The 25,674-nt window shown below is 63.0% G+C and carries 20 protein-coding genes; 16 read left to right on the top strand and 4 right to left on the bottom strand.

From position 1 onward, the window contains the following. Positions 1 to 7 precede the first annotated feature (7 nt). Together MWN76_RS11300 and MWN76_RS11295 are read left to right on the top strand one after the other, a co-directional pair. Positions 8 to 1,069 carry a DUF2955 domain-containing protein gene (locus MWN76_RS11300; protein WP_250461524.1) on the top strand — a complete coding sequence of 354 codons (1,062 nt, stop codon included), beginning with the start codon at positions 8 to 10 and terminating at the stop codon, positions 1,067 to 1,069. Continuing rightward, positions 1,069 to 1,497, top strand: a complete 429-nt coding sequence (locus tag MWN76_RS11295; protein WP_250461523.1) for a potassium channel family protein — start codon at positions 1,069 to 1,071, stop codon at positions 1,495 to 1,497. Before MWN76_RS11300 ends, MWN76_RS11295 begins: the two co-directional genes overlap by 1 nt. Before the next feature lie 71 nt (positions 1,498 to 1,568). Here MWN76_RS11295 and MWN76_RS11290 read toward each other — a convergent pair whose 3' ends face one another. After that, complete coding sequence (locus MWN76_RS11290) at positions 1,569 to 2,030, bottom strand: EVE domain-containing protein (RefSeq protein WP_250461522.1); 462 nt, start codon at positions 2,028 to 2,030, stop codon at positions 1,569 to 1,571. 132 nt (positions 2,031 to 2,162) lie between these two features. Here MWN76_RS11290 and MWN76_RS11285 point away from each other — a divergent pair, with 132 nt between their 5' ends. The 6 genes from MWN76_RS11285 to MWN76_RS11260 all read left to right on the top strand — a co-directional run bounded on the left by MWN76_RS11285 (position 2,163) and on the right by MWN76_RS11260 (position 9,386). Beyond that, complete coding sequence (locus tag MWN76_RS11285; protein WP_250461521.1) at positions 2,163 to 3,260, top strand: sensor histidine kinase; 1,098 nt, start codon at positions 2,163 to 2,165, stop codon at positions 3,258 to 3,260. Beyond that, the gene (locus tag MWN76_RS11280) at positions 3,257 to 4,075 is read left to right on the top strand and encodes a LytR/AlgR family response regulator transcription factor (protein WP_250461520.1); all 819 of its coding nucleotides are present in this window, start codon (positions 3,257 to 3,259) and stop codon (positions 4,073 to 4,075) included. The genes MWN76_RS11285 and MWN76_RS11280 overlap by 4 nt, the downstream gene beginning before the upstream one ends. Positions 4,076 to 4,200: 125 nt before the next feature. Then, complete coding sequence (locus MWN76_RS11275; RefSeq protein WP_250461519.1) at positions 4,201 to 4,581, top strand: hypothetical protein; 381 nt, start codon at positions 4,201 to 4,203, stop codon at positions 4,579 to 4,581. A 172-nt stretch (positions 4,582 to 4,753) separates the two neighbouring features. Further along, the gene (locus MWN76_RS11270; protein ID WP_250461518.1) at positions 4,754 to 5,410 is read left to right on the top strand and encodes a DUF6515 family protein; all 657 of its coding nucleotides are present in this window, start codon (positions 4,754 to 4,756) and stop codon (positions 5,408 to 5,410) included. 359 nt (positions 5,411 to 5,769) lie between these two features. Beyond that, a complete protein-coding gene (locus MWN76_RS11265) occupies positions 5,770 to 7,869 on the top strand; it encodes a mechanosensitive ion channel family protein (protein WP_250461517.1) in 2,100 nt (699 codons plus the stop codon). A gap of 107 nt (positions 7,870 to 7,976) precedes the next feature. Further along, positions 7,977 to 9,386 carry a rhomboid family intramembrane serine protease gene (locus tag MWN76_RS11260; RefSeq protein WP_250461516.1) on the top strand — a complete coding sequence of 470 codons (1,410 nt, stop codon included), beginning with the start codon at positions 7,977 to 7,979 and terminating at the stop codon, positions 9,384 to 9,386. Positions 9,387 to 9,459: 73 nt separating this feature from the next. On the opposite strand, the gene MWN76_RS11255 is transcribed toward MWN76_RS11260, so the two are convergent. Together MWN76_RS11255 and MWN76_RS11250 are read right to left on the bottom strand one after the other, a co-directional pair. Next, positions 9,460 to 9,999: a demethoxyubiquinone hydroxylase family protein gene (locus tag MWN76_RS11255; RefSeq protein ID WP_250461515.1), complete on the bottom strand. Its 540-nt coding sequence runs from the start codon at positions 9,997 to 9,999 to the stop codon at positions 9,460 to 9,462. A 59-nt stretch (positions 10,000 to 10,058) separates the two neighbouring features. Continuing rightward, positions 10,059 to 11,477: a tetratricopeptide repeat protein gene (locus MWN76_RS11250; RefSeq protein WP_250461514.1), complete on the bottom strand. Its 1,419-nt coding sequence runs from the start codon at positions 11,475 to 11,477 to the stop codon at positions 10,059 to 10,061. A gap of 190 nt (positions 11,478 to 11,667) precedes the next feature. Here MWN76_RS11250 and pepB point away from each other — a divergent pair, with 190 nt between their 5' ends. The 3 genes from pepB (at position 11,668) to MWN76_RS21300 (ending at position 15,004) form a co-directional block, all read left to right on the top strand. Beyond that, on the top strand, positions 11,668 to 12,957 hold the full coding sequence (gene pepB / locus MWN76_RS11245; protein WP_250461513.1) for an aminopeptidase PepB: 1,290 nt from the start codon (positions 11,668 to 11,670) through the stop codon (positions 12,955 to 12,957). 203 nt (positions 12,958 to 13,160) lie between these two features. Beyond that, complete coding sequence (locus tag MWN76_RS11240) at positions 13,161 to 14,846, top strand: hydrogenase maturation protein (protein ID WP_250461512.1); 1,686 nt, start codon at positions 13,161 to 13,163, stop codon at positions 14,844 to 14,846. Beyond that, positions 14,735 to 15,004 (top strand): DUF3667 domain-containing protein, encoded by a 270-nt coding sequence (locus tag MWN76_RS21300; protein ID WP_425606618.1) that lies wholly within the window; start codon positions 14,735 to 14,737, stop codon positions 15,002 to 15,004. The genes MWN76_RS11240 and MWN76_RS21300 overlap by 112 nt, the downstream gene beginning before the upstream one ends. Here the strand turns inward: MWN76_RS21300 and MWN76_RS11235 are convergent. Further along, on the bottom strand, positions 14,956 to 16,479 hold the full coding sequence (locus MWN76_RS11235; protein ID WP_250461511.1) for a UxaA family hydrolase: 1,524 nt from the start codon (positions 16,477 to 16,479) through the stop codon (positions 14,956 to 14,958). The two genes, MWN76_RS21300 and MWN76_RS11235, sit on opposite strands and share 49 nt — an antisense overlap. 326 nt (positions 16,480 to 16,805) lie before the next feature. On the opposite strand from MWN76_RS11235, the gene MWN76_RS11230 reads away from it, so the two are divergent. The 5 genes from MWN76_RS11230 to kduI all read left to right on the top strand — a co-directional run bounded on the left by MWN76_RS11230 (position 16,806) and on the right by kduI (position 25,580). Then, positions 16,806 to 17,543 carry a FadR/GntR family transcriptional regulator gene (locus tag MWN76_RS11230; RefSeq protein WP_250461510.1) on the top strand — a complete coding sequence of 246 codons (738 nt, stop codon included), beginning with the start codon at positions 16,806 to 16,808 and terminating at the stop codon, positions 17,541 to 17,543. A gap of 271 nt (positions 17,544 to 17,814) precedes the next feature. After that, the gene (locus MWN76_RS11225; RefSeq protein ID WP_250461509.1) at positions 17,815 to 19,230 is read left to right on the top strand and encodes a glycoside hydrolase family 28 protein; all 1,416 of its coding nucleotides are present in this window, start codon (positions 17,815 to 17,817) and stop codon (positions 19,228 to 19,230) included. Between the two features lie 198 nt (positions 19,231 to 19,428). Continuing rightward, positions 19,429 to 22,059, top strand: a complete 2,631-nt coding sequence (locus tag MWN76_RS11220; RefSeq protein ID WP_250461508.1) for a TonB-dependent receptor — start codon at positions 19,429 to 19,431, stop codon at positions 22,057 to 22,059. Between the two features lie 157 nt (positions 22,060 to 22,216). Beyond that, complete coding sequence (locus MWN76_RS11215) at positions 22,217 to 24,712, top strand: DUF4861 family protein (protein WP_250461507.1); 2,496 nt, start codon at positions 22,217 to 22,219, stop codon at positions 24,710 to 24,712. 25 nt (positions 24,713 to 24,737) lie between these two features. Further along, positions 24,738 to 25,580: a 5-dehydro-4-deoxy-D-glucuronate isomerase gene (kduI, locus tag MWN76_RS11210; RefSeq protein WP_250461506.1), complete on the top strand. Its 843-nt coding sequence runs from the start codon at positions 24,738 to 24,740 to the stop codon at positions 25,578 to 25,580. Positions 25,581 to 25,674 lie beyond the last annotated feature (94 nt).

Below are 25,674 nucleotides of genomic sequence, written 5' to 3'. Positions count from 1 at the left end.
GCATACGATGGCGATTCCCGGTGACAGGAGACCATTTCCCCGCAGGCGGATGCCGCTGGCCGCGCGCCGCTGCTATCGGCTGGCATTCGCCACCGGCCTGGCGCTGGCCCTGTGCTATGGGCTGGACCTGGGCGTGCCCTTTGTCGCGCCGCTGTTCGCCGTGCTGCTGGCGGCGCGGCCGGCGCGACCGCCGGCGCCGGCACAGGCGCTGGCGTTGCTGCTGTTGCTGGCACTGGCGCTGGGGATCGGGCTGCTGCTCGGCCCGCTGTTGCAGCGGGCGCCGCTGCCCGCGCTGCTGCTGATCGCCCTGGGGGTGTTTTTCAGCAACCGGCTGGCCATGGTCGCCGGCAGGGAAATCCCGGCCACCCTGCTGACCTTCGGTTTTACCGTTATTCCCGCCGCCGAAGCCGCCAGCCCGGCGCTGTCGGCGGCGCTCGTTGCCGCCATGGTGCTGGGTATGGCGGTGGCCATTGGCTGCCTGTGGCTGGTGTACCCGCTGTTTCCGGAAGACGCTGAGGTGCCGCCGGTGAAACCGGCGGCGCCGGCGCAGCAGAACTGGCGGTCCCTGCGCGCGACCCTGATCGTACTGCCGGCGTTCGTGTTTACGCTGGTGAACCCGGCCAGTTACCTGCCGTTCCTGGTAAAGAGCGTCCTGCTGGGGCGCGAGGCCGGGGACATACAATTGCGCGGTGCCAGCCGCGAGCTTGTCGGCTCCACGCTGCTCGGCGGCGCCTGTGCAATCTGTGTCTGGTGGTGCCTGCGCCTGGCGGTGACATTGTGGTTTTTCAGTGGCTGGATGCTGCTGCTCAGCCTGCTGCTGGCCGCCGGTGCCTACCGGGTTTTCCGCAACCGGCTGACGCCCGGCTTCTGGATCAATGCGCTGGTGACGGCACTGATCCTGCTCGGCGCCGCGGTGCAGGACAGCGCCGGCGGCAAGGACGTCTACCAGGCCTTCGCCGTGCGCATGGCCCTGTTCCTGGGCGTCACCGTATACGCGTTGCTGGCCATGTCGCTGTTGGAATGGTGGCGTACCGGGGCGGGTGGCGGGCCCCGCCGGGAGTGGCGCTGATGCTGCTGGATCTGCTGCTCGGTATCGCCGTCATGACGCTGTGCCTGTTGCTGCAGAGTCTGCTCGTGGTGGCCGCGCTGCGCTACTACACGCGCCGCGAACAGCGGCTGCACTCGACCTTTCGCCGGGCGGTGGCGGTGGTGGCCGGGCTGATGCTGATCCTGATTTTCACCTGCCTCGCGCAGGTCGCGGCCTGGGCGCTGCTGTTTTACGCACTGGGCGAGTTCGGGGACTGGGAGGCGGCTTTCTATCATTCCGGCGTGAACTTCGCCACGCTCGGCTACGGGGATATCGTGATGTCGGAAAAGCACCGCCTGCTGGGCCCGCTGGAGGCGATCAACGGCGCGCTGATGATCGGTGTGTCCACCGCCACGCTGACGCGGGCGTTGGCCGCGGTGGTGCGGGAGCGGGTGCATCCGCCGAGCTAATGATACTGTAGGACGCTGTATATCGCTGAAGCGTGGGAGCCTGCCCCGCAGGTGGTGCGGCGATATCCGGGTTACATATCGCCCAGCGCCAGCACGGTTTTCCACTCTTGCGCCGTCACCGGCTGGATCGACAGCCGCCCCTGCTTTACCAGCACCATCTCCGCCAGTGCCGGGTTCCGCTTGATCTCCGCCAGCGGCACCGGCCGCGCAAACTTGCTCAGCCAGCGGATATCGACACAGAACCAGCGCGGCCGGTCGGCGCTCGCCTTTGTATCGAAGTATTTGCTCTCCGGGTCGAACTGGGCCGGATCCGGATAGGCCGCACGCACCACCTCGGCGGTGCCGACAATGGCCGGCACTTTGCAGGAGCTGTGGTAGAAGAAGACGCAGTCGCCCCCGGCGACCCGGTCGCGGAGAAAGTTGCGCGCCTGGTAGTTGCGGATGTCGTCCCAGCGGCCCACGCGGCCGGGTTCGGCCGCCAGGTCATCGATGCTGTATTCGTCCGGTTCGGATTTGAAAAGCCAGTAATTCACGCTGTGCTCCTGCGGCAGTCTGTCCCGATGCTGCGCCCGATGGTATTCCGCCAGCGGGTATCGCCATTTAGTATGAAGCCCGGCAATATATCAATGGCCGCCGCGGAGCTGAGCGGCGCAGTACGGGATTTTATGGGTCACAACGCATTCCAATGGCTGTCTGAAAGGCTGGCAGCACCACAGTGGCAGTACTGGGCGCTGCAGCTGTCCGGCTGGGGCGGCTATACGCTGCTGATCTTTGTCGGCAGCTTTTTCTGGGTCGAGAACCACTGGCTGCACTCCGGCTATATCGCCGTGGCAACCTCTTCCGGCGTGATGTTGTCGGAGTGCATGCGACGCTGTTTCCAGCGTCTCTGGAACAAGCCCGATGCCGCGCGCCTGTTCGGGACCCTGGGGGTGGTGATCCTGGCGGCGCTGGTGTGGGCGGCGATCAAGTTCGGCGGTTCCCTGTGGCTCTACGGCAAGGAGCGCGACGAGCACCCGGCGGTGCTGGCCATCTACTGGTTCTCCTATTCGTTCCTGATCATGATGACCTGGGCGGCGCTCTACTACGGCATCAAGTACTACCAGACGTCGCAGACCCAGCAGGAGAAAGCCCTGCGGGCGGAATCCATGGCACACCAGGCCAAATTGAAAATGCTGCGCTACCAGTTGAACCCGCACTTCCTGTTCAACACCCTGAACGCGATTTCCACCCTGATTCTCGACAAGCAGGGTCGCACGGCCAACGACATGGTCTCGCGGCTGTCCCAGTTCCTGCGCTACTCACTCGACAACGACCCGATGTTGAAGGTCACGCTGGCCAAGGAGGTGGAGGCGCTGATGCTCTACCTGGATATCGAAAAGGTGCGCTTTGCCGATCGCCTGGGGGTGAGCCTGGACCTGGAGGGGGAGTCCCCGCGCGCGCTGGTGCCCAGTCTGTTGCTGCAACCCCTGGTGGAAAATGCGATCAAATACGGCATCTCCCAGTGCGAGTGGGGCGGGGAGATCACCATCAAGGCGCGGGTCTTCGCCGGTGAACTGTTGCTGGAGGTCAGCGACAATGGCCCCGGAATGCCGGAAGACAAGTTGGCGGCGCTGGGCTCCGGCTACGGCGTCGGTATCCGCAATACCTGCGAGCGCCTCAGGGCGCTCTATGGCGAGGAGCAGAAAGTCCGCTTCCGCAACCGCGATGGCGGCGGGCTGGCGGTCCATATAAGAATTCCCTACGAGACAGGAAGAACCGGATGAGTGGTGCACAGCAGATACTGAAAGCCATCGTCGTCGATGACGAACCCCTGGCGCGGCGCGGTCTGCGCCTGCGGCTCGAGGCCATGGAGGGAATCGAGGTGATCGCCGAGAGCGGCAACGGCCGCGAAGCGCGCGGGCAGATACTGGAGCATGGGCCGGATGTGGTTTTCGTGGATATCCAGATGCCGGGCGTCAACGGCCTGCAACTGGTGCAGCAGTTGCCCCGCGACCAGTTGCCGCAGATCGTGTTCGTGACCGCCTATGACCAGTACGCCGTGGAGGCGTTCGAGGTCAACGCGGTGGACTATGTGCTGAAACCGATCGAGGACGATCGCCTGGCGCGGGCGCTGGAGCGGGTGCGGGAAAAACTGGCCAGCGCCGATATCGCCAGCCAGCGCGAGCAGCTGCTGGAGGCGGTGGCAGACCTGACCCGTGAGTCGCCCGAGGCCCTGGAGCAGAAACTGGTGGCCGGGGAACTGTCTGGCAGCCAGTACCCGGACAAGATCGCGATCAAGGATTCCGGCAAGATCACGCTGGTACCGTCGCGCGAGATCGACTGGATCGACGCCGCCGGCGACTACATGTGTGTGCACGCCAACGGCGAGACCCACGTGATGCGCATCACCATGAAGGAGCTGGAGCAGCAACTGAATCCCAAGGTCTTCCAGCGCATTCACCGCTCGACCATCGTCAACCTGAGCCGGGTGCGCGAAATCTGTGCCCATATCAACGGTGAATACCACCTGGTGCTCAATAACGGCGAGCGCCTGAAGATGAGCCGCAGTTACAAGAACAAGGTCCAGCATTTCCTGTAGGGATTGCCCGCCCGCCGCGTCCGGCGGGCATCTCCCCTCGATCGCCGGTTTTCCCAATTAAGTTGGGGACTGGACGCCGGAGTAAATAGACTTCGGGGCGAAACGAAAGAGAGGAGAAAGTCCCTATGCGTTTTCTAATCCCACTGCTACTGATGTGTTCCCTCGCCGGCTATAGCCAGGCGCAGGACCGACTCACCGAGCTGCCCGCCAATACCTCGGAAATCCAGGTAAGGGGACAGACATACTACCAACACGGCGATACCTATTATCGCTTCCATCCGCAGGGTGGCTACTACTATGAGGTAGTGCCGCCGACTGCCTCCAGAAGCAGCCAGGCGCATGAATATCGCCGCGACATGTCGCAGCAGCGTCCCAGCGTCGATCAGAGCATCGAACGCGGCTGCCGCAACCAGGCTGCGGACCTGGCCAACCGCAACCCGCAAACCGGCGGTCGTGTCTATATCGCGGAGTTCAACCGCTGCATGAATATGGCCAGGCAGAACTAAACGGAAACCGGTGATTGCGGCAACGGATCTGCCGGACAAAAAATCCGCTCCAGTACCGCCTACTGCGGTGCGGGGGCGGATTTTTTTGATTCGGGAATAGCGCTGATGCGATTGGGGATCGGTGTCGCCGCCGAGTAGACTTCCCGTAGTTTGCAAGTGAGGGGATGCCGTCATGCATTACGCCATTGCACTCCTGCTCGGCCTCGCAGTCTCCTTGACCTGGGCCCAGGAACGGACGGGCGCCCTGCCCGCCGGTGCCTCGCAACTGCTCGTGCGCGGTGAAACCTACTACTATTCGGGCGGCGCCTTTTACCGCCCCGACGGCAGAGGTTACCTGCGCGTGGATCCGCCACTGGGCGCGCGGGTACCCGATGTACCCGGCGATGCCGGCAGCTTCACCATCGGCGGCGATCGCTATGTCGTGACCGGCAGCGGTTCCTTCTTCCTGTACGATCCCCGCGGCGGCGACTATTCGGTTGTCTCACCGCCTCCCGGCTGGCGGGATTACTACCGCGGGTCGCCGGAACTGCAATCGCTCGCGGCGCCCGAACAGCCCCGGGCAATTCCCCGAGCCTATCCCCGGGCAGAGCCCGGATACCGCGCCGAGCCGGGGGGCGGGGCTTACCGCAGCGACTACTACGGCAGCTATCCCGGCGGCGGCTACTACGGTCGCTACGGTTTCCGCGACAATATTCGCGATGAAAGTTATGAGGAGCGCCGATCCACCTGCCGTCGCATTGCCGACGACCAGTCGCGCCGCGCCAGGGTGGGTCCCTATCGCCGCCAGCCGGGCAGTTACAGCGACGAATACGAGCGCTGCATGCGCTAGTGGTCCATGCGGAAAGTTTGGTGACTAAGGAGCACAGCCAAAGTGTTCAGATCAAGGCGAGAAAGCGCAGGAATAGTGGTTCTATTTCAAGCTTTCTCAACGCAGAGCTGGGCGCTTTGGCGACGCGAACAGTTACACAACTTTCCGCATGGACCACTAGTTGGCGTGTCCTTCCGCCCGCTGAACGCCAGCCGCGGCCCCGGCTACACTGAAAAAAACGGATCATCACACTTCCGCGTTTGTTGATGCGTCGGATTCCCTGTCACGGATAGATACGGGCTATGGCGGGCGACTGTAGTTTTTCCCCCATTCGCACTGCGCGCAGTGACTCCGGTCACTCCGGTTGCGGCGCTCGAGTATTGCTGGCCCTCCTGCTCGGCGCGCTGTTCCTGTGCTCCGCGCTTCCCACCACTGCGCAGCTACCGGGCAAAAAGCCCGAGTCGTTCGAGCCGGTCGTTCCCGATTTCAGTGCCCCCAGCGCCGATTGGTGGACCGGCTGGCCCGATGCCTCCACGGAAGAGAAAAAGCAGTGGCTCGATACGCTGGACGAGGCCTGGCGGGACTGGCGCGTCACGCTGCCGGACAACGAGGACCTGCAGGAGCGCGCCGACGAAGTCGAGAGAAGTCTCAAGGGCATTCGCGTCACCTGGGATAAATTCGGCGAATACCAGAAAGTCGCGGTATTGCCGGAGGTCGAATTTCCCCGCAATCCCAGTGTACTGGCCTGGGCGGAATCCGATGCCGCCGTCGCGCGCGGTCGCCAGCGGCTGGTAAGCCTGCAGTTGGAAGTGCGGCAGGTGGACGACACCCTGGGCCAGTCTCTCAGTCGCCTGCGCCAGCGTGTGGTGGTATTGCGGGAGGCGGGCTCGGAGGGGCTCGACCGGCAGCTGGCCGCCCTGTCGCTGCTCGCCGCGCAGCTCAACCAGATCAACATCATCGAACAGCGTTCCGCGCTGGAAGAGCAGATGCGCGTCTGGCAGGAGCAGATCGACCTGGGAGAGGCCCAGCTTGCGCGCATGCTGAATGAGATCCGCTACAGCGCCGAGGCCGGGGAAAAACTGCAGGAGAGCTTAAATGGCAAGAGCGACAAGATAGAGCAGCTCACCGCCAAGCGGGCGGAACTGCGCAGCAGCACCCTGCAGTCCGCGGAGCCGGACGTGAACATGCAGCGGGACCTGCAGTTGATGGAGCTGGAGACCAGGCTGCTGGAGAACTACCTGCAAAAACGCAAGGATGAGCTGCTGCAGTCGATCAACCGCGTGCTCAACCCCGAGCTTCCCGACCACCAGTTGGTGATGGACCGCGACTTGCTGGAAACGGCGCGCAACCTGATCGACAGCACCTCGCGCGAACTCAACATCCGCCAGCGCCAGGTGGTCGCCTGGACGGACGATGAGAGCGAGGACATGAGCCGCTGGTGGCGCTACTTCGAGCGCATCGACAGCGCGCTGGGTCGCGCGGCCGACCTGATCGACGATGTGGTGCGCTACGAGGCGGCGCAACTGAAGGTCTACCGCGAGCGCCAGGGCTGGTGGGCGACGGTGCGCGAACGCAGCGGCCACTTCTTCAATATGGCCTATACCCGCTGGCGGGGGCTGGCTGACCACGAGCTGTTTACCATCGCCGAGAGCCCGATCACGCTGCGGGGGATCGCGCGGATTATCTTCGTGCTGGTGATCGCCTGGCTGATCTCCGGGCTGGTCCGCCGCTTCCTCAATCGCCTGGTGCGCAAGAAGCACGCCAGCGAACAGTCGATGTACAACCTCGGGCGGGTACTGCACTACAGCATTATCGGGATCGCGCTGATGGTGGCGCTGGTGATGCTGGGGCTGGACGCGTCCAAGCTGGCGCTGGTGGCCGGTGCCCTGTCCGTGGGTATCGGTTTCGGCATGCAGGCGATTTTCTCCAACTTCATTTCCGGGCTGATACTGCTGTTCGAACAGCCGCTGCGGGTCGGCGACCTGGTGGAGTTGGAGTCCGGGGTCTTCGGCCGTATCCGCGATATCAATGTGCGCTCAACCCGCGTTACCACCCGCGACAATATCGACATCCTGGTCCCCAACACCGAATTCGTCGCCGGTCGCGTGATCAACCACACGCTGGACGATCCGGTGCGCCGTATCCATGTGTCTTTCAATGTGGCCTACGGCTCGGATCCGGACCTGGTGCGCGAGGCGGCCACGGAAGCTGCCGAGCAGGTCAACATCACCCACACCGACTGGAAGCGCAAGACCGAGGTCTGGCTGATGGAGTTCGGCGACTACGCACTGAAATTCAAACTGGTGGTGTGGGTCAACAGCAATATGGTGTCGCCGCTGGACGATCCCTACGCGCTCTATAACCTGGAGCTGCTGCGGGAGTTCAACGACCGCGGTATCGAGATTCCCTTCCCGCAGCGGGATCTGCACCTGCGCAGTTGGGATGTGCCGGTGAAGATGGCCCGCCGCAGCGGCGATTAGAGGGCGGGTACCGACCGGTCACTGCGGGCCGTCGCCGCGGTTTGTTCCGGACCCTGTCCCGCTGTATTCTGGGACGCTGTTCACGCAACCAGAGACAGGCCGGCCCCGTGCTGATCATCCCCATCCAGAACAGGCCCGACTGGCGCCGGCCGCCGCTGATGTGCTTTGTGCTGATCGCGCTCAACCTGCTGGTGTTCACCCTCTACCAGGGCCGCGACGAGGCCCGCTGGCAGCAGGCCGAAGAGTACTACTTCTCCAGCGAGCTGCCGGAATACGAAGAGCAGCGCTTCCTGATCTACGTCAACGAGGAACACCCCGAGTGGCGCATGCAGGTGGACACCCAGGGCGAGGAGTTCGTCTACCGGGAGCTGCTCGCCAACCGCGAGTTCCACCAGTGGCTGCTGCCGCAGTTGCGCGCCGAGGGCGAGGCCGAGTGGCTGCGGCAACGGCAGCGGTTCGGTGAGCTGCGCGACCGGCTGAGCAGTTTTGCCTACGGCCTGACTCCTGCGGAACCGACCCTGTCCGGCCTGTTCGGCCACATGTTCCTGCACGGCAGCTGGGATCACCTGATCGGCAATATGGTATTCCTGCTGCTGTTCGGCCTGTCGGTGGAGCTGGCCCTTGGGGGCCTCTGGTTCGCCGGCTTATACCTGCTCGGCGGCCTCGCCGCCGCCGGCCTGCACATGGCCGTGGAAGCGGGCAGTCCCATGCCGATGGTGGGCGCCTCCGGCGCCGTATCGGCGATCATGGGCATGTTCGTGGCCGTCTACGGTGTGCGCCGCTTGCGCTTCTTCTACACCGCCGGCTTTGTGTTCGGCGAATTCACGGCACCGGCGTTGCTGGTACTGCCGCTGTGGCTGGGCAAGGAAATCTTCGGCTATTTCTACGGCGATGCCGGTATCGCCTACTGGGCCCACACCGGCGGCCTGGTGGCCGGCTTTGTCGCCACCCTGGTGTTGATCAGCCGCCGCCCGCCGCTGGAGACGATGCCGGTGGAGCCCGAATCGCCCTCGCCGCAGCAGCGCACCCTGGCCCGTATCGAGCGCCTCCGCGAGCAGGGCAAACTGCTGGAGGCCGGGGAGGCGGCCAGCGCCGCCGTGCGCCAGTATCCCAAATCGCTGTTGCTGGTCGAGCGCGCAGTGGAACTGACCGCGGCGGCCCCGGACAGCGAGGCCCACCACCGCGCCAACCTGGCACTGTTCGCGCTGGCCGACGATCCCGACGTGGACGGCCGCACTCTCGCCGAGGGCTATCGCCGCTACCTGCAATCCAGTGAAAATCCCCGCGCACTATCGCCAAAGGCCTGCCTGCTGCTGGCGCGCCGCGCCGCCAGGGATGGGAACTGGAACTGGCTGGAGGAGCTGCTGCGCCGGTTGCGACGCCAGAATGTCCAGCACCCGCTGTTGGTCAAACTGAGCGATACGCTGGTGGCCCACTACCGGCGTCGCGGCGAAGAGGCGCGGGCACGGGAGGTCATGGCGCTGTTCCCGTCGCTGGAGGTGACGGGGCAGTCGTAGTGTGGAGAAATGTGAGAGTGGATCCCACACAGCACACTAATCCCACACAGCACACCAGTGGTAAGGATAGTTTTCAACGCATCCCCAGCCGGATCACCGCTTCGGTAAAAAGACTGATGGAAAACCTGAGGGGGTGGTACCAGAAATTGTCGGCCCCGCCGTGTCGGCTGCCGATATCCCGGTGGTTCTTTTCGTCTTCGAGAATATAGGCCACGGTATCGTAGGCGGCCCTGTCCGACTTGCGTTCGAGGTAGGCGAGTTGGGTACGCAGGTGGTCGACGACCACGGATTCTACGGCCCAGGTACAGGCCATGATGCCTTTCCGGCCCAACAGGGCGGATACAAACCCCATGAAGTAGCCGCCGAGTCCACAGAGCCAGAAGCTCTTGCACTTGACGCCCTTGCGTGAACAGATTTCGTCCCAGAACACCTGCAGGTGTCGCTTTTCATCCGTCAGGAATGATTCCAGAAGCGGCACCAGGTCGCGCATGAACAACCTGGCGACCAACAGTTGAGAGCGGTATATATTTATCGCGCCGAACTCCCCGGCGTGATTGACCTTCAGGATTTTCCGGGCCGTATCCAGCTTGCCCTTGCTGTCCCTGTATTCCATTTCGCGGTCCGTATTTTCCTGTGTTTTTTTGAAGGGTTTTGAGGGGTTATACCGGCCCTTCACCCGGGCACGGCTGCCTTGTCGAGTACTTCCCGCAGGGTTGAAATCTGCTCCTGCAACCGGCTGTCGGGAAACTTCTGCTGCACAAATGCGAGCAGTTTCTTGGCCATATCCTCCCGGTTGAAACCGTCCAGATAGATCTGTGCCAGTAGCAGGTAGGCCGCATCCAGGCGCCCGTAGTCGCTGTCTTCTTTGTGCAGGTTGACCAGCAATTGTGCCGCCGGCCGGTATTTCTGTTGCCGGAACAGTGCCTCCGCCAGGCCGTGGCGCAGGTGGGATTTGTCGATGGTCGGCAGCGGCTCCGTGGCCAGGTAGAGTTCGGCCGCCTTGTGGGCGCGGTTCATGCGGATGAACTTGTCCAACAGGTGCGGGCCCAGTTCGCGCAGGGCCTTTTTATCCTGCGTGGCCAGCAGCAACCGGTAGTAGTGTTCGTTCAGGGCCGCGTCGTCCGGGTAGCGGCGCAGGGCCTCCACCAGGGCGCGGCGGGCGGCCTTGAAGTCGCCTTCGCGCATCAGTATCTGCGCGTCGGCCAGCGCGCGGGCGCGGTTGAATTCCGCCTCCTCCAGATAGTCGTCTCCGTCGTCCAGCTCGGCGGTGAGACCCAGGCGCTGCTGCCGCGACAGACAGATGTAGCCCATCATGGCGCTGGTGACGATATAGAAATAGCTGGTGACGGCGGCCACCACCGGCATCAGCGCCCACAGCGGCAGTTTGCTGGCGACGATCTGGACCAGGTAGCCGGGCGCGGCGGAAATGGTACTGGTGGCGAGCCACAGCAACCAGTAGGGCCAGCCGATCACCAGGGTGAATTGCAACAGCTTGAGTGGGTTGATGGCGGCGCGCAGGCTGCGTTCCAGCGCCAGTACGATCATCGCCGCCGGCGCCAGTAGCGACAGGGCGATGGAGTAGAGCTGCAGCGCACCCTGGCCCAGTTTGGCGAACTGGTAGCCGACAAAACCGGCGATCAGGGTCATGCCGATCACCTTGGCGAACAGCGGCGCGCTGTTGCCGTCCAGCGCGTCGCCGAACGCCGGCGCCTCCAGGTTGCCGTGGGCCAGGGTGTCGATGACCAGCAGGTTGTAGCGGCTGACCAGCGCGATGGCGGCCACCAGGATGACCAACGACAGGATGCCCAGGCCGGAAATCATCAGGCTGGCCGCCGAGGCCAGCGCCAGCACGGTCAGCGGCCCCGGTTGCAGCGCATAGCGGAAATAGAAGAGCCCCATCTGCCAGAAGGGGCGGGCGCTGTTGCTGGCGCCGATGAATGCCAGCGGCTTGTGGCACAGCGGGCAGTCCGGACGGCCGGTGGGATAGTTGGCGGCGGCGCCGGGAATACAGCGGCCGCAGTAGTGGCGCCCGCAGGGTTGGCAATGCCAGCTGGCGTCGCGCCCCGAGTGATAGTTACACGGCTCGGCCATACATTTTTCCCTGTCGGTTATCGTTATTTCCCTGGTTACCGGGCGGCGCCCGGATGCCGCCCCGCAGTTTATCGGCCGCTGGTGCGGCGGCGCAATTGTCCGCCCGCACTGCGCCCCGGAGCGCAGGTGTTAAAATACTGTCCGGATCGCGGGCAAAGCCCGGAAAATGACGGAAAAACAGGATTGCAGTATGACGAACGCGATGCAGGTACAGCTGACGGAGACCGCGGCGGCGGAGGCCTGGGGCGACAAGGCGCTGGTCAGTTTCGATGGCAGCGGCGCGACGATTCACGCCATTGAGGCCACCGGTGGCCCGCTGGTGGCCGCGCAGCGCGCCGCGCGGCGCCTGGATGGTATGGGGGTGCCGGCGGTGCAACTGGCCGGCGACGGCTGGGACTTGGAGCGGCGCTGGGCCTTCTGGGCCGGTTACTACAACCCGACGCGCGACAATGCGCTGGACTGGGGCACCGCAGACAAGATCGAACTGGCCGAACTCGGAGCGCGCGAGCAAGCCGCGCGCTGGGTGCGCGAGATCACCAACGGCACGCCGGAGGATGTCTCGCCGCAAGTGCTGGCACAGAGCGCGGCGGACCTGCTGAAAGAACTGGCGCCGGACGCCGTCAGCTACCGGATCATTGCCGGCGACGAACTGCTCGAGGAGCAATTTGTCGGTATCCACAATGTCGGCCGCGGCAGCGAACGCCCGCCGGCGATGCTGCAACTGGACTACAACCCGTCCGGCGATGAGAGCGCGCCGGTGGACACCTGCCTGGTGGGCAAGGGCATCACCTTCGATTCCGGCGGCTACAGCCTCAAGCCGTCCGCCGGCATGGCGACGATGAAATCCGATATGGGCGGTGCCGCCATGGTCACCGGCGGCCTGGCGCTGGCGATTGCCCGCGGGCTGGAGAAGCGCGTGCGGCTGTACCTGTGCTGCGCGGAAAACCTGGTGTCCGGCCACGCCTTCAAGCTCGGCGATATCATCCGCTACAAGAACGGTGTCAGCGCGGAGATTCTGAATACCGATGCGGAGGGGCGCCTGGTGCTGGCGGATGGCCTGATCGCCGCCTCCGAACAGGACCCGCGCTGGATCCTGGACGCGGCCACGCTGACCGGCGCCGCCAAAATTGCCGTCGGCCGCGATTACAACTCGGTGCTCAGTTTCGAGGATGACACCGCGCAGAAAGTGCTGGATGCCGCGGCCGGCGAAAATGAAAAGGCCTGGCGCCTGCCGCTGGAAAAGTTCCACCTGGAGCAGATCCCGTCCGGCTTCGCCGATATCGCCAACGTGGGTGCCGACGGCAGCCCCGGGGCCTCCACCGCCGCCGCCTTCCTGGCCCGCTTCGTGCGCGATGAAGGGCGCGGCTGGGTACACATGGACCTGTCCGGCTCCTACCAGCCGGGCGCCAATGACCTGTGGGCCCAGGGCGCCAAAGGACACGGGCTGAGAACCATTGCCCGCTTCCTGCAGGAAAGCTGAATCCCCGTTCGGTAATTGGCGCTGGAACTGTGCATCAAAACCGGGCACAGTTCCTGCTTTATTTTTTCGACAGCAGTAAAAAATACAGGGCGAATGCAGCGGCGAGGGCGTGCCGCTGCCGTCGGCGCGACAGGTAACCGGTTCGGAACGGTGGCGCGCAGATACCGTCAAAAAAGCAATAAAGTAACAAGGAGTGTCACTTCATGCGCATTCTGCTGTTGTGCAATGCCTTCAATGGCCTCAGCCAGCGGATTCACTGCGAGCTGCGGCTGCTCGGCTGCGATGTGTCGGTACAACTGGTCTCCGGTGCGGCGGATATGAAAAAAGCGGTCGCCGATTTTCGCCCGCGCCTGATTGTCTGTCCTTTCCTGACCCGGCGTATTCCCGCCGCCATCTGGAAAAAAATCCCGTGCCTGGTCGTACACCCGGGCATCGAGGGCGATCGCGGCCCGTCGTCGCTGGACTGGGCGATCGAATACAACTGTATCGAGTGGGGGGTGACCCTGCTGCAGGCCTGTGGGGAAATGGATGCCGGGGATATCTGGGGCACCGCGGTATTTCCGCTGCGCGCCGCCAGCAAGACTGGACTCTACCAGCGCGAGGTCACCGCCGCCGCTGCGGACCTGGTCAAAAAGGCCGTTGCCGCACTGCAGGACCCGGATTTCCGCCCGCGCCCGCTCGACCCGCAGGCCGCCCCCGGCCGCCTGTTGCCGGCGATGACCCAGGCGGACAGGGCCATCGACTGGCAGCGTCACACCACCGATGCCGTCATCTCGCGCCTGCGCGCCGCCGACAGTGCACCGGGTGTGCGGGAAGAGGTCGGCGGCCAGTCGGTATTCCTCTATGGCGTGCGCAGGGAGGATTCCCTGGGCGGCGCACCCGGTGAGTTTATCGCCCACAGTAACGGCGCCATCTGCCGCGCCACCATTGATGGTGCTGTCTGGATCATGCAGGCCCGGCGGGAAGGCGGAATCAAGTTACCCGCCGCGCAGGTGTTGTTGCCACTGCTGGACAGCACCCCGGACCCACTCGATGCCATCCCCATTGCGATTGAGGATATCTACAGCGAGCGGCTCGGGGATGTGGCCTACCTCCATTTCAATTTCGCCGGCGGCGCCATGGACGCGGACCAGTGCCGCCGCCTGCTGGCACATTACCGCGAGCTGCAGTCCGGCGATGCCCGCGTGATCGTGCTGATGGGCGGCGAGGATTTCTGGAGCAACGGAATCGACCTGAACCGGATCGAGGCAGCGGAAGATCCGGGGCGGGAATCCTGGGAAAACATCAATGCGATCGACGATTTTGTCGCGGCGCTGATCGATACCACCGACACGGTTACCGTGGCGGCGCTGCGCAATAATGCCGCCGCCGGTGGCGCCATGATGGCGCTGGCTTGCGACCATATCCTGCTGCGGGAGGGAGTGGTCCTGAATCCGCACTATCGGGCCGTGGGGCTCTACGGCTCCGAATACTGGACCTACCTGCTACCCCGTCGCCTGGGCAAGAAGACGGCCGCGGCGCTGACCCGGAAATGCCTACCGCTGCTCGCCAGCGAGGCGCTGCAGATCGGGTTTGGCGACGAAGTGTTCGACGAGGACTGGCAGGCCTACTGGCGCGAACTGGACAGTTTCTGCCAGCGCATCGCGCAGAGCGCGGACCTGGACGCGCAGCTCAGGGCCAAGGCGGCCATGCGCGAGGCGGATGAAAAGCGCAGCCCGCTGCAGGGCTACCGCGAGCGGGAACTGGAAAAAATGGCGGCCGTATTTTTCGACCCGCAATCGGAGTATCACCGGGCGCGGCGCAGGTTTGTCTACAAGGTCCCGCCGGAGGAAACCCCGGCACACCTGCGCAAAAAAGTGCCCTTCTGGCAGCGCGCCGTGTTTTCCTGATTGCCCGACCCGGTTGCCTGTCGCGTGAATATGTCGCCCGGCGTCGGGTACGCTATGCCAGTCCCGTACGGCTGTTTGTTTTCCTGTGCCTGACGGTCGTTCCTACCGTTCAGATCACCGCGCCGATACGCCAGGGTGCGAACTCGTTGTCGCCGTAGTCCAGTTTTTCGCTGGCACTTTGCTCGCCGGAGGCGATGGCCAGGATACGCTGGAAAATGAACTCGCCGCGTTCGGCCACCGTGTATTCGCCCTCGAGGATACCGCCGCAGTCGATATCCATATCCTCGCTCATGCGCCGGTACAGCTCCGAATTGCTGGCGAGCTTGATACTGGGCACCGGTTTGGCGCCGAACGCGGAGCCGCGACCGGTGGTAAAGCAGACCACGTTGGCGCCGGAGGCGATCTGGCCGGTCACCGACACCGGGTCGAAGCCGGGACTGTCCATGAATACCAGCCCCTTGGTGCGCACCGTCTCCGCGTACAGGTACACGCCCTGCAGCGTGCTGGTGCCGCCCTTGGCTTGGGCGCCGAGGGATTTCTCCGCGATGGTCGTCAGGCCGCCGGCCTTGTTGCCCGGCGAGGGATTGTTGTTCAGGGCCACACCGTTGATCTCGGTGTAGTGTTCCCACCAGTGGATCCGGTCCACCAGTTTCCGGGCGATCTCCGGCGTCGCCGAGCGGCGTGTCAGCAGGTGCTCGGCGCCATAGATTTCCGGGGTTTCCGAATAGATCACGGTACCGCCGTGGCGCACCAGCAGGTCCGCCGCGGCGCCCAGCGCCGAGTTGGCGGTGATACCGGAATAGGCATCGCTGCCGCCGCACTGCACCGCCAGTGTCAGTTCCGATACCGGCACCGGTTCGCGCCGGCAGGCGTTTGCGGCCGGCAGCATATCGGTGAGCTTTTCGATACCGGCTTCCACCGCAGCGCGGGTGCCGCCCTGTTGCTGGATGGTCAGCGTCTGGAACAGCGGGCCGACCTCCAGGCCGTTTTCCCGCAGAACACTGTTGACCTGCATCGCCTCGCAGCCGAGGCCGATCATCAGGACTCCGGCAAAATTCGGGTGGCCGATATAGCCGTTCAATGTGCGCATCAACGTGCGGTAGCCCTCGTCGGCAGTGGACATGCCGCAGCCGCTGTCGTGGCCCAGGGCCACGACGCCATCGATATTGGGATAGTCGCGCAGCTTGCCGCTGTGCTGGAAGTGCGCGGCGACGGCGCGGGACACGGTGACCGAGCAGTTGACGGTGGAGACCACGGCGAGAAAATTGCGCGTGCCGGCGCGCCCGTTGGGGCGCCGGAAGCCCATGAAGGTGGCGCGCTCACCGTCGCTGACAAAATCGGTGGGGCTGGCCTCGCTGCAGAAGGCGTAGTCGGCGTGATGGCTCCTGGCCACCATATTGTGCTCGTGCACATGTTCGCCGGCGGCGATCGCACGGGCGGCGAAACCGATGACCTGGCCGTATTTCAGTACCGGCTCGCCGCCGGCGATCGGGCTCACCGCCACCTTGTGCATGGCGGGTACTGCCGACACCAGTTCCAGCATGGAACCGCGCCAGTTCACCAGGCTGCCGGCGGGCAGCCTGGCGCGGCACAGGGCCACATTGTCGTTTTCGTGTATATGAATTAGATCCATCTGTGCACTGACTCCGTACCGGGCCGGTAATCTACAGCGCTGCCGGCGGCTGGAAATCTTATTGTTCTTGAAGGGCCCGGGGCAGGTGCGCAAACCTGTGTCCGGGTTCCCCGCCGCCAACCGGCCGCGAGCAGCTCGCGGCCCGGTATCCAGGCAAACCGTTAACTCTGTGAATGGTTGCAATCTAGCACTATATTGGTAAGGCCGCAATCTTGATTTTACAAGATTTTGGTAAGACTGTGGTGGCAGATAATCTGTTGTGGCGGTTTAACCCCATCTGCTAAACTCGCCCGACACCGTAACTACCCTAAAGGGAGACACACCTCATGCAGGGTGCGCGACTCTACCAACAGGTGGCCGAGCAGCTGGCCGCCGCCATCGCCGCCGGGGATTATCCCCCGGGCACACGCCTGCCGGCGGAGCGCAAGCTGGCCGAGCGTTTCGAGGTCAGCCGGCCGACGGTGCGCGAGGCGATCATCGCGCTGGAGCTTGCGGGCTGCGTGGAAGTGAAGGGCGGCTCCGGGGTCTATGTGGTGGACGCCGAGGCGGGCTCCTTCAAGGCCGCAGATTCCGATATCGGCCCCTTCGAGATCCTGCAGGCACGCATCATGTTCGAGGGGGAGGCCGCGGGCCTGGCCGCGCGGCAGATGTCCGAAGAGGAGATCGCCGGGCTGGAGCGTATCCTGCAGGAAATGATCGCCGAGAATGCCACCGAGGCCAAGGCGGAAGTGGCGGACGAGAAGTTCCATCTGCATGTCGCCCGCGGTACCCACAACGATGCGGTGGTCTCCGTCTGTGAACACCTGTGGCAGCTGCGCAACAGTTCCACGGTGTCCGCGCGCATCCTGGAGAAGGTGCGCCAGGCCGGCTCCAAGCCGCGCATCGAGGAGCACCTGAATATCCTCAACGCGATCAAGAACCGCGACGCCGACGCCGCGCGCAACGCCATGCGCGACCACCTGTCGCGGGTGGTGCAGCAGCTGCTGGATGCAACCGAGGCGGAGGCTCTGGAGGCCGCCCGCCGCGAGGTCAACGCCGCCCGCGAACGCTTCGCGATGCCCTGAAGCCGAAGCGGGCACAAGCAGACCGTTTTTTGTGGCCGGCACTGTCGGCCATTTGCCTATCCACTCCTCCCCGGATTTTCCCGGCTTTCGGCCCTTCTCGCTCTCCCCGATCGCTCCGCAATGACGCTTTTCCTCTATCCGTTTTTTTGTGATCCGGTCTTTGACCTCCCAGAATTGGTATGACAGACTGAGCGAAACCTCCACTCTGGTCTTGCCGCTTTGGCAGGGGCGGGGTTCTGCAGCAAAAGAATAAATTCCCAGGGGGCAAATGATGAGACTGAGCAGACGCAATTTCCTGGCGTCCGGGCTGGCTGCGGCCGCGATTCCGGTAGTGCCGCGGGCCATGAGCCGCCCGCCGGCGGCGGATTACAGTGGCCCCTGGGGCCGGGTACCGGAAATCCTGGACAGTATTCAACTGCCGCGCATTCCCGCGCGGGATTTCAATATCCGCGAATTTGGCGCCAGGGGCGACGGCGTCGCCGACGACAGTGCGGCCTTTGCCGCTGCCCTGGCCGCCTGTGGCAAGGTCGGTGGCGGTCGTATCGTGGTTCCGGCGGGCGACTACCGCAGCGGTCCGATCCATCTGGTGTCCAACACCGAGCTGCACCTCGAGGAAGGCGCCAGCCTGCATTTCATCCCCGAGCCCGAGCGCTACCTGCCAGCTGTCAAGACCCGCTGGGAAGGCGTGGAGCTGATGGGGTATTCACCGCTGATCTACGCGCGCGACTGCGAAAATATCGCGCTCACCGGCAGGGGGCGTATCGACGGCGGCGCCGACTGCGACACCTGGTGGCCCTGGAAGGGCGAGAACGCCAAGTGCGAGTTCGTCGAAAGCCCGACCCAGCAGCCCGGCCGGCAGGCGTTGTTCGCCGATGCGGAGCGGGGTGTGCCGGTGGCCGAGCGCCTCTATGCCGACGGCAGCTACCTGCGCCCGCCGTTGGTGCAGTTCTACGGGTGCCGCAATGTGCTGATCGAGGATGTGACCCTGGAGAACTCCCCCTTCTGGGTCGTGCACCCGGTGCTCTGCGAAAGTGTCACTGTGCGCAATATCACCGCCCGCAGCCACGGTCCCAACTCCGACGGCTGCGACCCCGAGTCCTGCCGCAACGTGCTGATCGAGAAGTGCCTGTTCGACAACGGCGACGACTGCATCGCGATCAAGTCCGGCCGCAACGCCGACGGCCGCCGACTGGCCGCACCCAGTGAAAATATCGTCATCAGGGACTGCCAGATGCGCGATGGTCACGGCGGCCTGGTGATGGGCAGCGAGATTTCCGGCGGCGTGCGCAATGTGTTCCTGGAAAACTGTGTCATGAGCAGCCCCCACCTGAAGCGCGGCCTGCGTATCAAGACCAATGCCATGCGCGGTGGTGAGATTCACGATATCTACGTGCGCAACGTCAGTATCGGCCAGGTGCAGGACGTGATCGTGATCAACTTCTTCTACGAAGAGGGGGATCGGGGCCAGTTCGACCCGGAGGTCTACAACATCTTCGTCGACAACCTGCGCTGCGACCGGGCCGAGCGCGCCTTCCATATCCGCGGCTTCGAGCGGGCGCCGATCCGCGGCCTCCACATCTCCGACAGCGCCATTCAGCAGGCGGCCTCGCTGGGGGTGATCGAGGAGGTAACCGGCCTGACCGTCAGTCGCGTCAGTATCAACGGGGAGGCTTTCCGCCCCGGCTGACCCGCGGGCAAGGCCGGTAGCAACTGATGATTGGCGCTATATTCATCGGTCAGGCGGCAGAAAACGGCTTTAACCAGAATTGGTCAGCCCAAAATGTTGTCAGTTGGTCATCCGTGTGCCATTATCAGCTCGCTTTACTAATAAGTGGTATTACCAGAAAGGTATACCAAAAATAAATGAGAAGCGGAGATGAGAGTCATGAAGACATTCGAACTCAAACCCCTGGCCCTTGCCATGACCGTCATCGCGGTTCCGGCACTGGCACAAACAGAGAGCGATGCAGTCCTCGAGGAAATCGAGGTCACCGCCAGCTATCGCGACAGCCTCGCCAAAGCGCTCGACCAGAAACGCAATTCGGTGGGCAGCAAGGATGCAATCCTGGCGGAAGATATCGCCGATTTCCCCGACCTGAACCTGGCGGAGTCCCTGCAGCGGATTCCCGGCGTGGCCATTACCCGCGACGCCGGTGAGGGCCGCAATATTTCCGTGCGCGGCCTGGGTGCCCAGTTTACCCGCGTGCGGATCAACGGCCTGGAAGCGGTCTCCACCACCGGTGGTGCCGATTCCTCCGGTGGCGCCAACCGCGACCGCACCTTCGATTTCAACACCTTTGCCTCCGAGCTGTTCTCCAACCTGACCGTGCACAAGACCTCCTCCGCCGAGCTGGACGAGGGGTCCCTGGGTGCCACGGTAGACCTGAACACCGGCCGGCCGCTGGATATGGCGGACGATTTCATCTTCGCCGCCAATGCGCAGATGGGCTACAACAGCGCCTCCGAGGAAGCGGACCCACGCACCTCGTTCATGGTGGGTGGACAGAACGACGAAGGCACCTTCGGCTGGCTGGCGACCTACTCCCAGTCCGACCGCAACGTGCTGGAGCAGGGCTTCTCCACCGTGCGCTGGACCAGGGAAGAGGAGATCGCCAACTGTTCCGCCTGTGCTGACGATGCCGAGCTGGCAGCGCTGAACGAAGGTTTCTTCCCGCGTATCCCGCGCTACGGCAAGTTCACCCACGAGCAGGAACGCCAGGGCTTTACCGGTACCCTGCAGTTCCGCCCCACGGAAAAAACCGAGATCCTGCTGGACTACCTGACCTCGCGCTTCGACGCGACCCGTGAGGAAGAGTTCGTATCCGTGAGCCTGAAAGACGGCGGCAACTTCCCGGAGTACGATGTCACTGACTATGTGATGGACAGCAATAACACCATCACCTCCATGACCGTCGACAACTACGACCTGCGTGTCGAACACCGTTACGACGAACTGGAAACCAAGTTCGACCAGCTCTCGCTGCGCGCGTCACACGAGTTTACCGATCGCCTGCGCGGCGATGTGCTGTGGGGCTCTTCCGAGTCCAACTTCAGCAACCCGATGCAGACCACGGCGATTGTCGATGCGATCAACGTCCAGAACGAGTTCACCTACAACGCCACTACCAGCGGCGGCACCATCGACTTTGCCGACTTCGATACCTCCAACCCGGAAAACTTCGACTTCGTCGAACTGCGCCACCGTCCGAATACCGTCGACAACACCTTCGACACGGTTGCCTTCAACCTGGAGTTCGACCTGAACGACACCATGTCCCTGAAAGGTGGTTTCTCCAGCAAGAGCTTCGAGTTCGACGTGGAGGAAAACCGCGCGGGACCGAAGTTCAGCGGTATTTCGGCGACCGAGTTGCAGGGCAGCACAACCAGTATGAACGGTATTACCTGGTTCTCCCCGGATGTGGGGTCCACCCTGGATGCCTACGCCGATGCGGTGGCCGACAGCATGGCGCCGCGCGCCAGCGATATCCGCAACGTGCAGGAAGACGATACCGGTTACTACCTGCAGTTGGGCTGGAGCGAAATTGCCGGCTTGCCGGTGCGCGGTAACTTCGGTGTGCGCCAGGTCAAAACCGAAGTGGTCTCCAGTGGTTTGACCGACCTCGGTGGTGAGCTGATCCCGGTACAGGTGGAAAACGAGTACACCGATACCCTGCCGTCACTGAACCTGGCTTACGACCTGAACGACGAGATGATCCTGCGCGCGTCTGTGTCCGACGTGATGGCCCGCCCGGCTCTGGGTGATCTGACCCCCGGCGGCAAGATCGATCAGTACAACGGTGTGGTCGAATACGGCAACCCGAAACTGGATCCGTTCCGTGCGCGCGCCTACGACCTCTCTTACGAGTGGTATTTCTCCGAGGATGCGGTTTTTGCGGCGGCCTACTTCTACAAAGACGTGGAGACCTTCATCAAGTCCGATACCTTTGAGAACCAGTCCTGGGCCGATACCGGCCTGGATGCTTCCACGTTGACCGATGAGGGGACCTACGACGAAAACGATGAATGGGATATCGAACGCAACTTCAACGGCGAAGGTGGTGAGATCTCCGGTCTCGAGCTGCAGTACCAGCAGGTGTTCTTCGACAACTACGGCCTGATCCTGAACTACACCTACGTGGATTCGGAAATGAACCACGGTACCCAGGACGAGCCGAACTACGGCCCGCTGAACAACCAGTCCCAAAATTCGTACAACGCCACCGTTTACTATGAAGACGACGACTTCAGCGCGCGTCTGTCCTATGCCGCACGGGATGACTACAACACCAAGGCACAGGGGCAGGGTCGTAACGACAACGATATCGAGTACACCGAAGGTACTTCCAATATCGATTTCGTTGCCAGCTATCACCTGAACGACAACTGGAAGCTGAGTCTCGAAGGGATCAACCTGACCGACGAGCCCAACCGCCAGATGATCGATAGCTCCGGTCGTATCGTGGTGGACCATACCTATGGTCGACAGTACTACGTCGGGGCCCAATACAAGTTCTGACAAGGGCTTGAATAAAAAAGGCGGGCGCCGGCAACGGCGCCCCGCCTTTTTGCTGTTTTTACAGGAGCCTGCTTACCGGTGACGGTTACCCGAACCTGAATTGATCGGGAGAAGGCCCACTAGAGCATATAAACAAACCGGATTTCTGGAGATAGCTGTGAAACTGTTGGGAAAACTCAGTCTGATTTCCATAGCGCTGGCGACACTCGCTTCCTGCGGTGAGGCAAACAAGCCAGCAAGCAGTGCGGTTTCGGCTGCGAAAGCGGAAAAAAGCGAGGTGGCCGCGTCGGGCCCGTCGGAGGTCGCGCGCCTGGAGCTCTCCAACCCGTCGGATTTCGCGCGCCTCGATGAAGCCGTTTACCTGAGCTATCACGAGCTTGGCCTGCCGGCGGACCAGTCACAGGCGCTGGCAGTATGGCAGCAGCAGGAGAAAATTCCGGCACAGGCTGTCGACAGCGATGCCGATGGCATCGACGACGGTATCCTGTTTACCGTCGACGTGGCTGTGGACCAGGAACTGGAGCTCCGTATCACCGGCGGCGAGCCGGCGCAGGGCGACAAGCGCACCCAGGCGGAAATCTCCCGCAAGACCGGCGGCGAGTGGGTCGAGCGCGAATACCAGGGTGGCCGTTTCGAAAATGTGAATGCGCTGGATGTACCGCCGGAACACACCGACCACTCGTGGTTTATCCGCTACGAGGGCCCGGGTATCGAGTCCGATCTGGTGGGCTACCGGGTCTACCTGGACTGGCGCAACGGCTTCGACATTTTTGGCAAGCGCACGCGGGAGCCGGTGTTGCAGGGCGTGGGCCAGGATGGATTTGACTCCTACCATGAAATGTCCGACTGGGGCATGGATATCCTCAAGGTCGGCGACGCGCTGGGCATGGGCGGCTATGGCTATTGGGATGGCGAAAAGGCCGTGCGTGTCAGCGATGTGCAGGACTGGAGCGCGCAGATCGTCGACAACGGCGATCTCTACTCGTCGTTTGCGCTGCAGTATGCCGGCTGGAAACCTGCGGCGGAAAAGCAGACCGACCTGGACACGGTGCTGTCCATGCACGCCGGCAGCCGGTTGGTGAAGGTCCGTGCGAAAACGGCTTCTGAAATCGGCCCCATGGTGGCCGGCCTGGTCAAGCATCCGGGCACCGAGCTGATTGTCGGCGACCTGGATATTCCCGGCAATGAGTGGACCTATCTCGGCACATACGGCGAGCAGAGCCTGGACGGCAGCAAACTGGGCATGGGCCTGCTGGCGAAACGCAAGGCAATCGAGAAGGTTGCCGAGGATGAACACAACCACCTGCTGGTACTCGAACCAAAGGCCAGTGAGATCGAGTATTACTTCACCGCCGCCTGGGAAAAGGAAGTTCCGAGCGAACACGGCCCGATCACCGATGTCGAGCAGTTCCGCACTTACCTGCAACACGAGGCGGAAAAGCTCACCATGCCGCTGCGCCGCCGCCTCACCACCGCCGCCAGCGAGGCGCTGACTGAACAGCCGCTGACGGCGAAGTCCGCGCTGCGCTGGAGCCAGCGCGTGGCGGATTCGGAACTGGAACGCAAAACCATGGATTACGCGTTTGGCGGCTTCGACCCGATCCGCAAGCGCCCGTCCTATTTCGAGTACACCACCGGGTTGCTGATGCAGGGCTACGACGACCTGAACCAGGTCGCGCCGGATCCCCGCTACAGCCGGGCGGTGAAGGAAGTCATGGGGTCCTTCGTCAATCCCGACGGCAGCATCAACGGCTATGTGCAGTCGAAATACAATATCGACAGCATCAACGCTGGCAAGATGCTGCTGCGTCTGTTCGAGCGCAACCAGAAGCCGAGTTTCAAGGCCGCGGTGGATACCCTGTACCAGCAACTGGAAAACCACCCGCGCACGACCGCCGGCGCCTTCTGGCACAAGAAGCGCTACCCGGGCCAGGTGTGGCTGGACGGCGTCTATATGGGTATTCCGTTCCTGGCGCACTACGAACAGCTGATGCACGAAGATCCGGATTTCGAAGAGGTGCTGGCGGAATTCAAGGTCGTCAATGAAAAGCTGCGCGATCCCGAGACCGGCCTTTTCTACCACGCATGGGACGAAAAGCGCGCGCAGGAATGGGCCGATGCGGAAACCGGCCTGTCCGGCTACCACTGGTCCCGCGGCATGGGCTGGCTGGCGATGGCGCTGGTCGACGTGCTGGAGTTCATACCGGAAGACAATACCGAGGATCGCCAGTACCTGCTGGACATGATCGCTGGCCTGGCACCGGTGTTGCAGAAATACCAGGATGCAGAGACCGGCACCTGGTGGCAGATGATCGATATGGCTGCAGAGCGCGGCAACTACCGCGAGTCCACCGCCAGCATCATGTTCACCTATTTCTATGCCAAGGCCATCAACAACGGCTACCTGCCCGAGGACTATGTCGGCACGGCGAAGAAGGCCTACCGGGGCCTGCTGGATGAGTTTGTACAGGTTCACGCCGACGGCACTGTCAGTATCACCAGCATGTGCCAGGTGGCCGGCCTCGGTTACGGCCGCGATGGCAGCTACCGCTATTACATGAGCGAACCGGTCTTTACCGACGATCCGAAAGGTACCGGTCCCTTCATTATGGCCGGTGTCGAGATGCATAAACTACTGAGCAAATACAACTGATTCATCCGGAAAAGTGGGGCCAGTCATGACCACCGTTTACGAAGAGCGTTACGCTGTACATCCGCGCGATTACGTAAATTACGATACCGATCGCCTGCGCGAGGAATTCCTGGTACCGACGGTATTCGAGCAGGACAGGATTCGCCTGACCTATACCCATATCGACCGCATCATCATCGGCGGTGCCATGCCGGTGGACAAGGTACTGCCCTTGGAGGCAATCGCCCCGCTGAAAGCGGAGTACTTCCTCCGGCGCCGGGAGCTGGGCGCGATCAATGTCGGCGGACCCGGCTGCATCGAGGTGGACAGCGAGGTATTCGAAGTCGGTACCAGGGAGGCGCTGTATGTGACTCGCGGTGCGCGCGAGGTGAAATTCAGCAGCAACTCCAGTTCTGCCCCGGCCAAGTTCTACCTGAACTCCACCACTGCGCACCGCGAGTACAGCACTCGCAAGGTGGGGCAGGGCGACGCACAGGTAATCGAACTCGGCAGCAAGGAAACCTGCAACCAGCGGACGCTGCGCAAGCTGCTGGTCAGCGATGTGCTGGAAACCTGCCAGCTGCAGATGGGCATGACCGAGATAGCGCCCGGCAGCGTCTGGAACACCATGCCCTGCCATACCCACAGTCGCCGCATGGAAGCCTACTTCTATTTCAACCTGCCGGAAGACCAGGCCGTGTGCCATTTCATGGGGCCGCCGCAGCAGACCCGCAATATCTGGATGGCCAACGAGCAGGCGGTCATCTCGCCCACCTGGTCGCTGCATTCCGGTGTCGGCACCTGCAACTACACCTTTATCTGGGGGATGGCCGGGGAGAACCAGGATTACAGCGATATGGATTTCGTGCAGCCGAACCAGCTGCGCTGACCCTTTTGTCGCCATTCCGGCGAAGGCCGGAATCAAGGAACTCCGACCCGGATCAAGTCCGGGATGACGATTGTGGAAGTTTCATGGTTCATGA

The organism is Microbulbifer litoralis, from assembly GCF_023634065.1.
GTDB lineage: Bacteria > Pseudomonadota > Gammaproteobacteria > Pseudomonadales > Cellvibrionaceae > Microbulbifer > Microbulbifer litoralis.
The sequence above is the reverse complement of the archived record's forward strand: the minus strand, read 5'-3'. Positions and strand labels throughout refer to the sequence as shown.

Bases quoted from the DNA above. Each gene is read 5' to 3' on its own strand.
- MWN76_RS11300 (WP_250461524.1), top strand. From the start codon at position 8: ATGGCGATTCCCGGTGACAGGAGACCATTTCCCCGCAGGCGGATGCCG.
- MWN76_RS11295 (WP_250461523.1), top strand. From the start codon at position 1,069: ATGCTGCTGGATCTGCTGCTCGGTATCGCCGTCATGACGCTGTGCCTG.
- MWN76_RS11285 (WP_250461521.1), top strand. From the start codon at position 2,163: ATGGGTCACAACGCATTCCAATGGCTGTCTGAAAGGCTGGCAGCACCA.
- MWN76_RS11280 (WP_250461520.1), top strand. From the start codon at position 3,257: ATGAGTGGTGCACAGCAGATACTGAAAGCCATCGTCGTCGATGACGAA.
- MWN76_RS11275 (WP_250461519.1), top strand. From the start codon at position 4,201: ATGCGTTTTCTAATCCCACTGCTACTGATGTGTTCCCTCGCCGGCTAT.
- MWN76_RS11270 (WP_250461518.1), top strand. From the start codon at position 4,754: ATGCATTACGCCATTGCACTCCTGCTCGGCCTCGCAGTCTCCTTGACC.
- MWN76_RS11255 (WP_250461515.1), bottom strand. From the start codon at position 9,999: ATGGAATACAGGGACAGCAAGGGCAAGCTGGATACGGCCCGGAAAATC.
- MWN76_RS11250 (WP_250461514.1), bottom strand. From the start codon at position 11,477: ATGGCCGAGCCGTGTAACTATCACTCGGGGCGCGACGCCAGCTGGCAT.
- pepB (WP_250461513.1), top strand. From the start codon at position 11,668: ATGACGAACGCGATGCAGGTACAGCTGACGGAGACCGCGGCGGCGGAG.
- MWN76_RS11240 (WP_250461512.1), top strand. From the start codon at position 13,161: ATGCGCATTCTGCTGTTGTGCAATGCCTTCAATGGCCTCAGCCAGCGG.
- MWN76_RS11235 (WP_250461511.1), bottom strand. From the start codon at position 16,479: ATGGATCTAATTCATATACACGAAAACGACAATGTGGCCCTGTGCCGC.
- MWN76_RS11230 (WP_250461510.1), top strand. From the start codon at position 16,806: ATGCAGGGTGCGCGACTCTACCAACAGGTGGCCGAGCAGCTGGCCGCC.
- MWN76_RS11225 (WP_250461509.1), top strand. From the start codon at position 17,815: ATGAGACTGAGCAGACGCAATTTCCTGGCGTCCGGGCTGGCTGCGGCC.
- MWN76_RS11220 (WP_250461508.1), top strand. From the start codon at position 19,429: ATGAAGACATTCGAACTCAAACCCCTGGCCCTTGCCATGACCGTCATC.
- kduI (WP_250461506.1), top strand. From the start codon at position 24,738: ATGACCACCGTTTACGAAGAGCGTTACGCTGTACATCCGCGCGATTAC.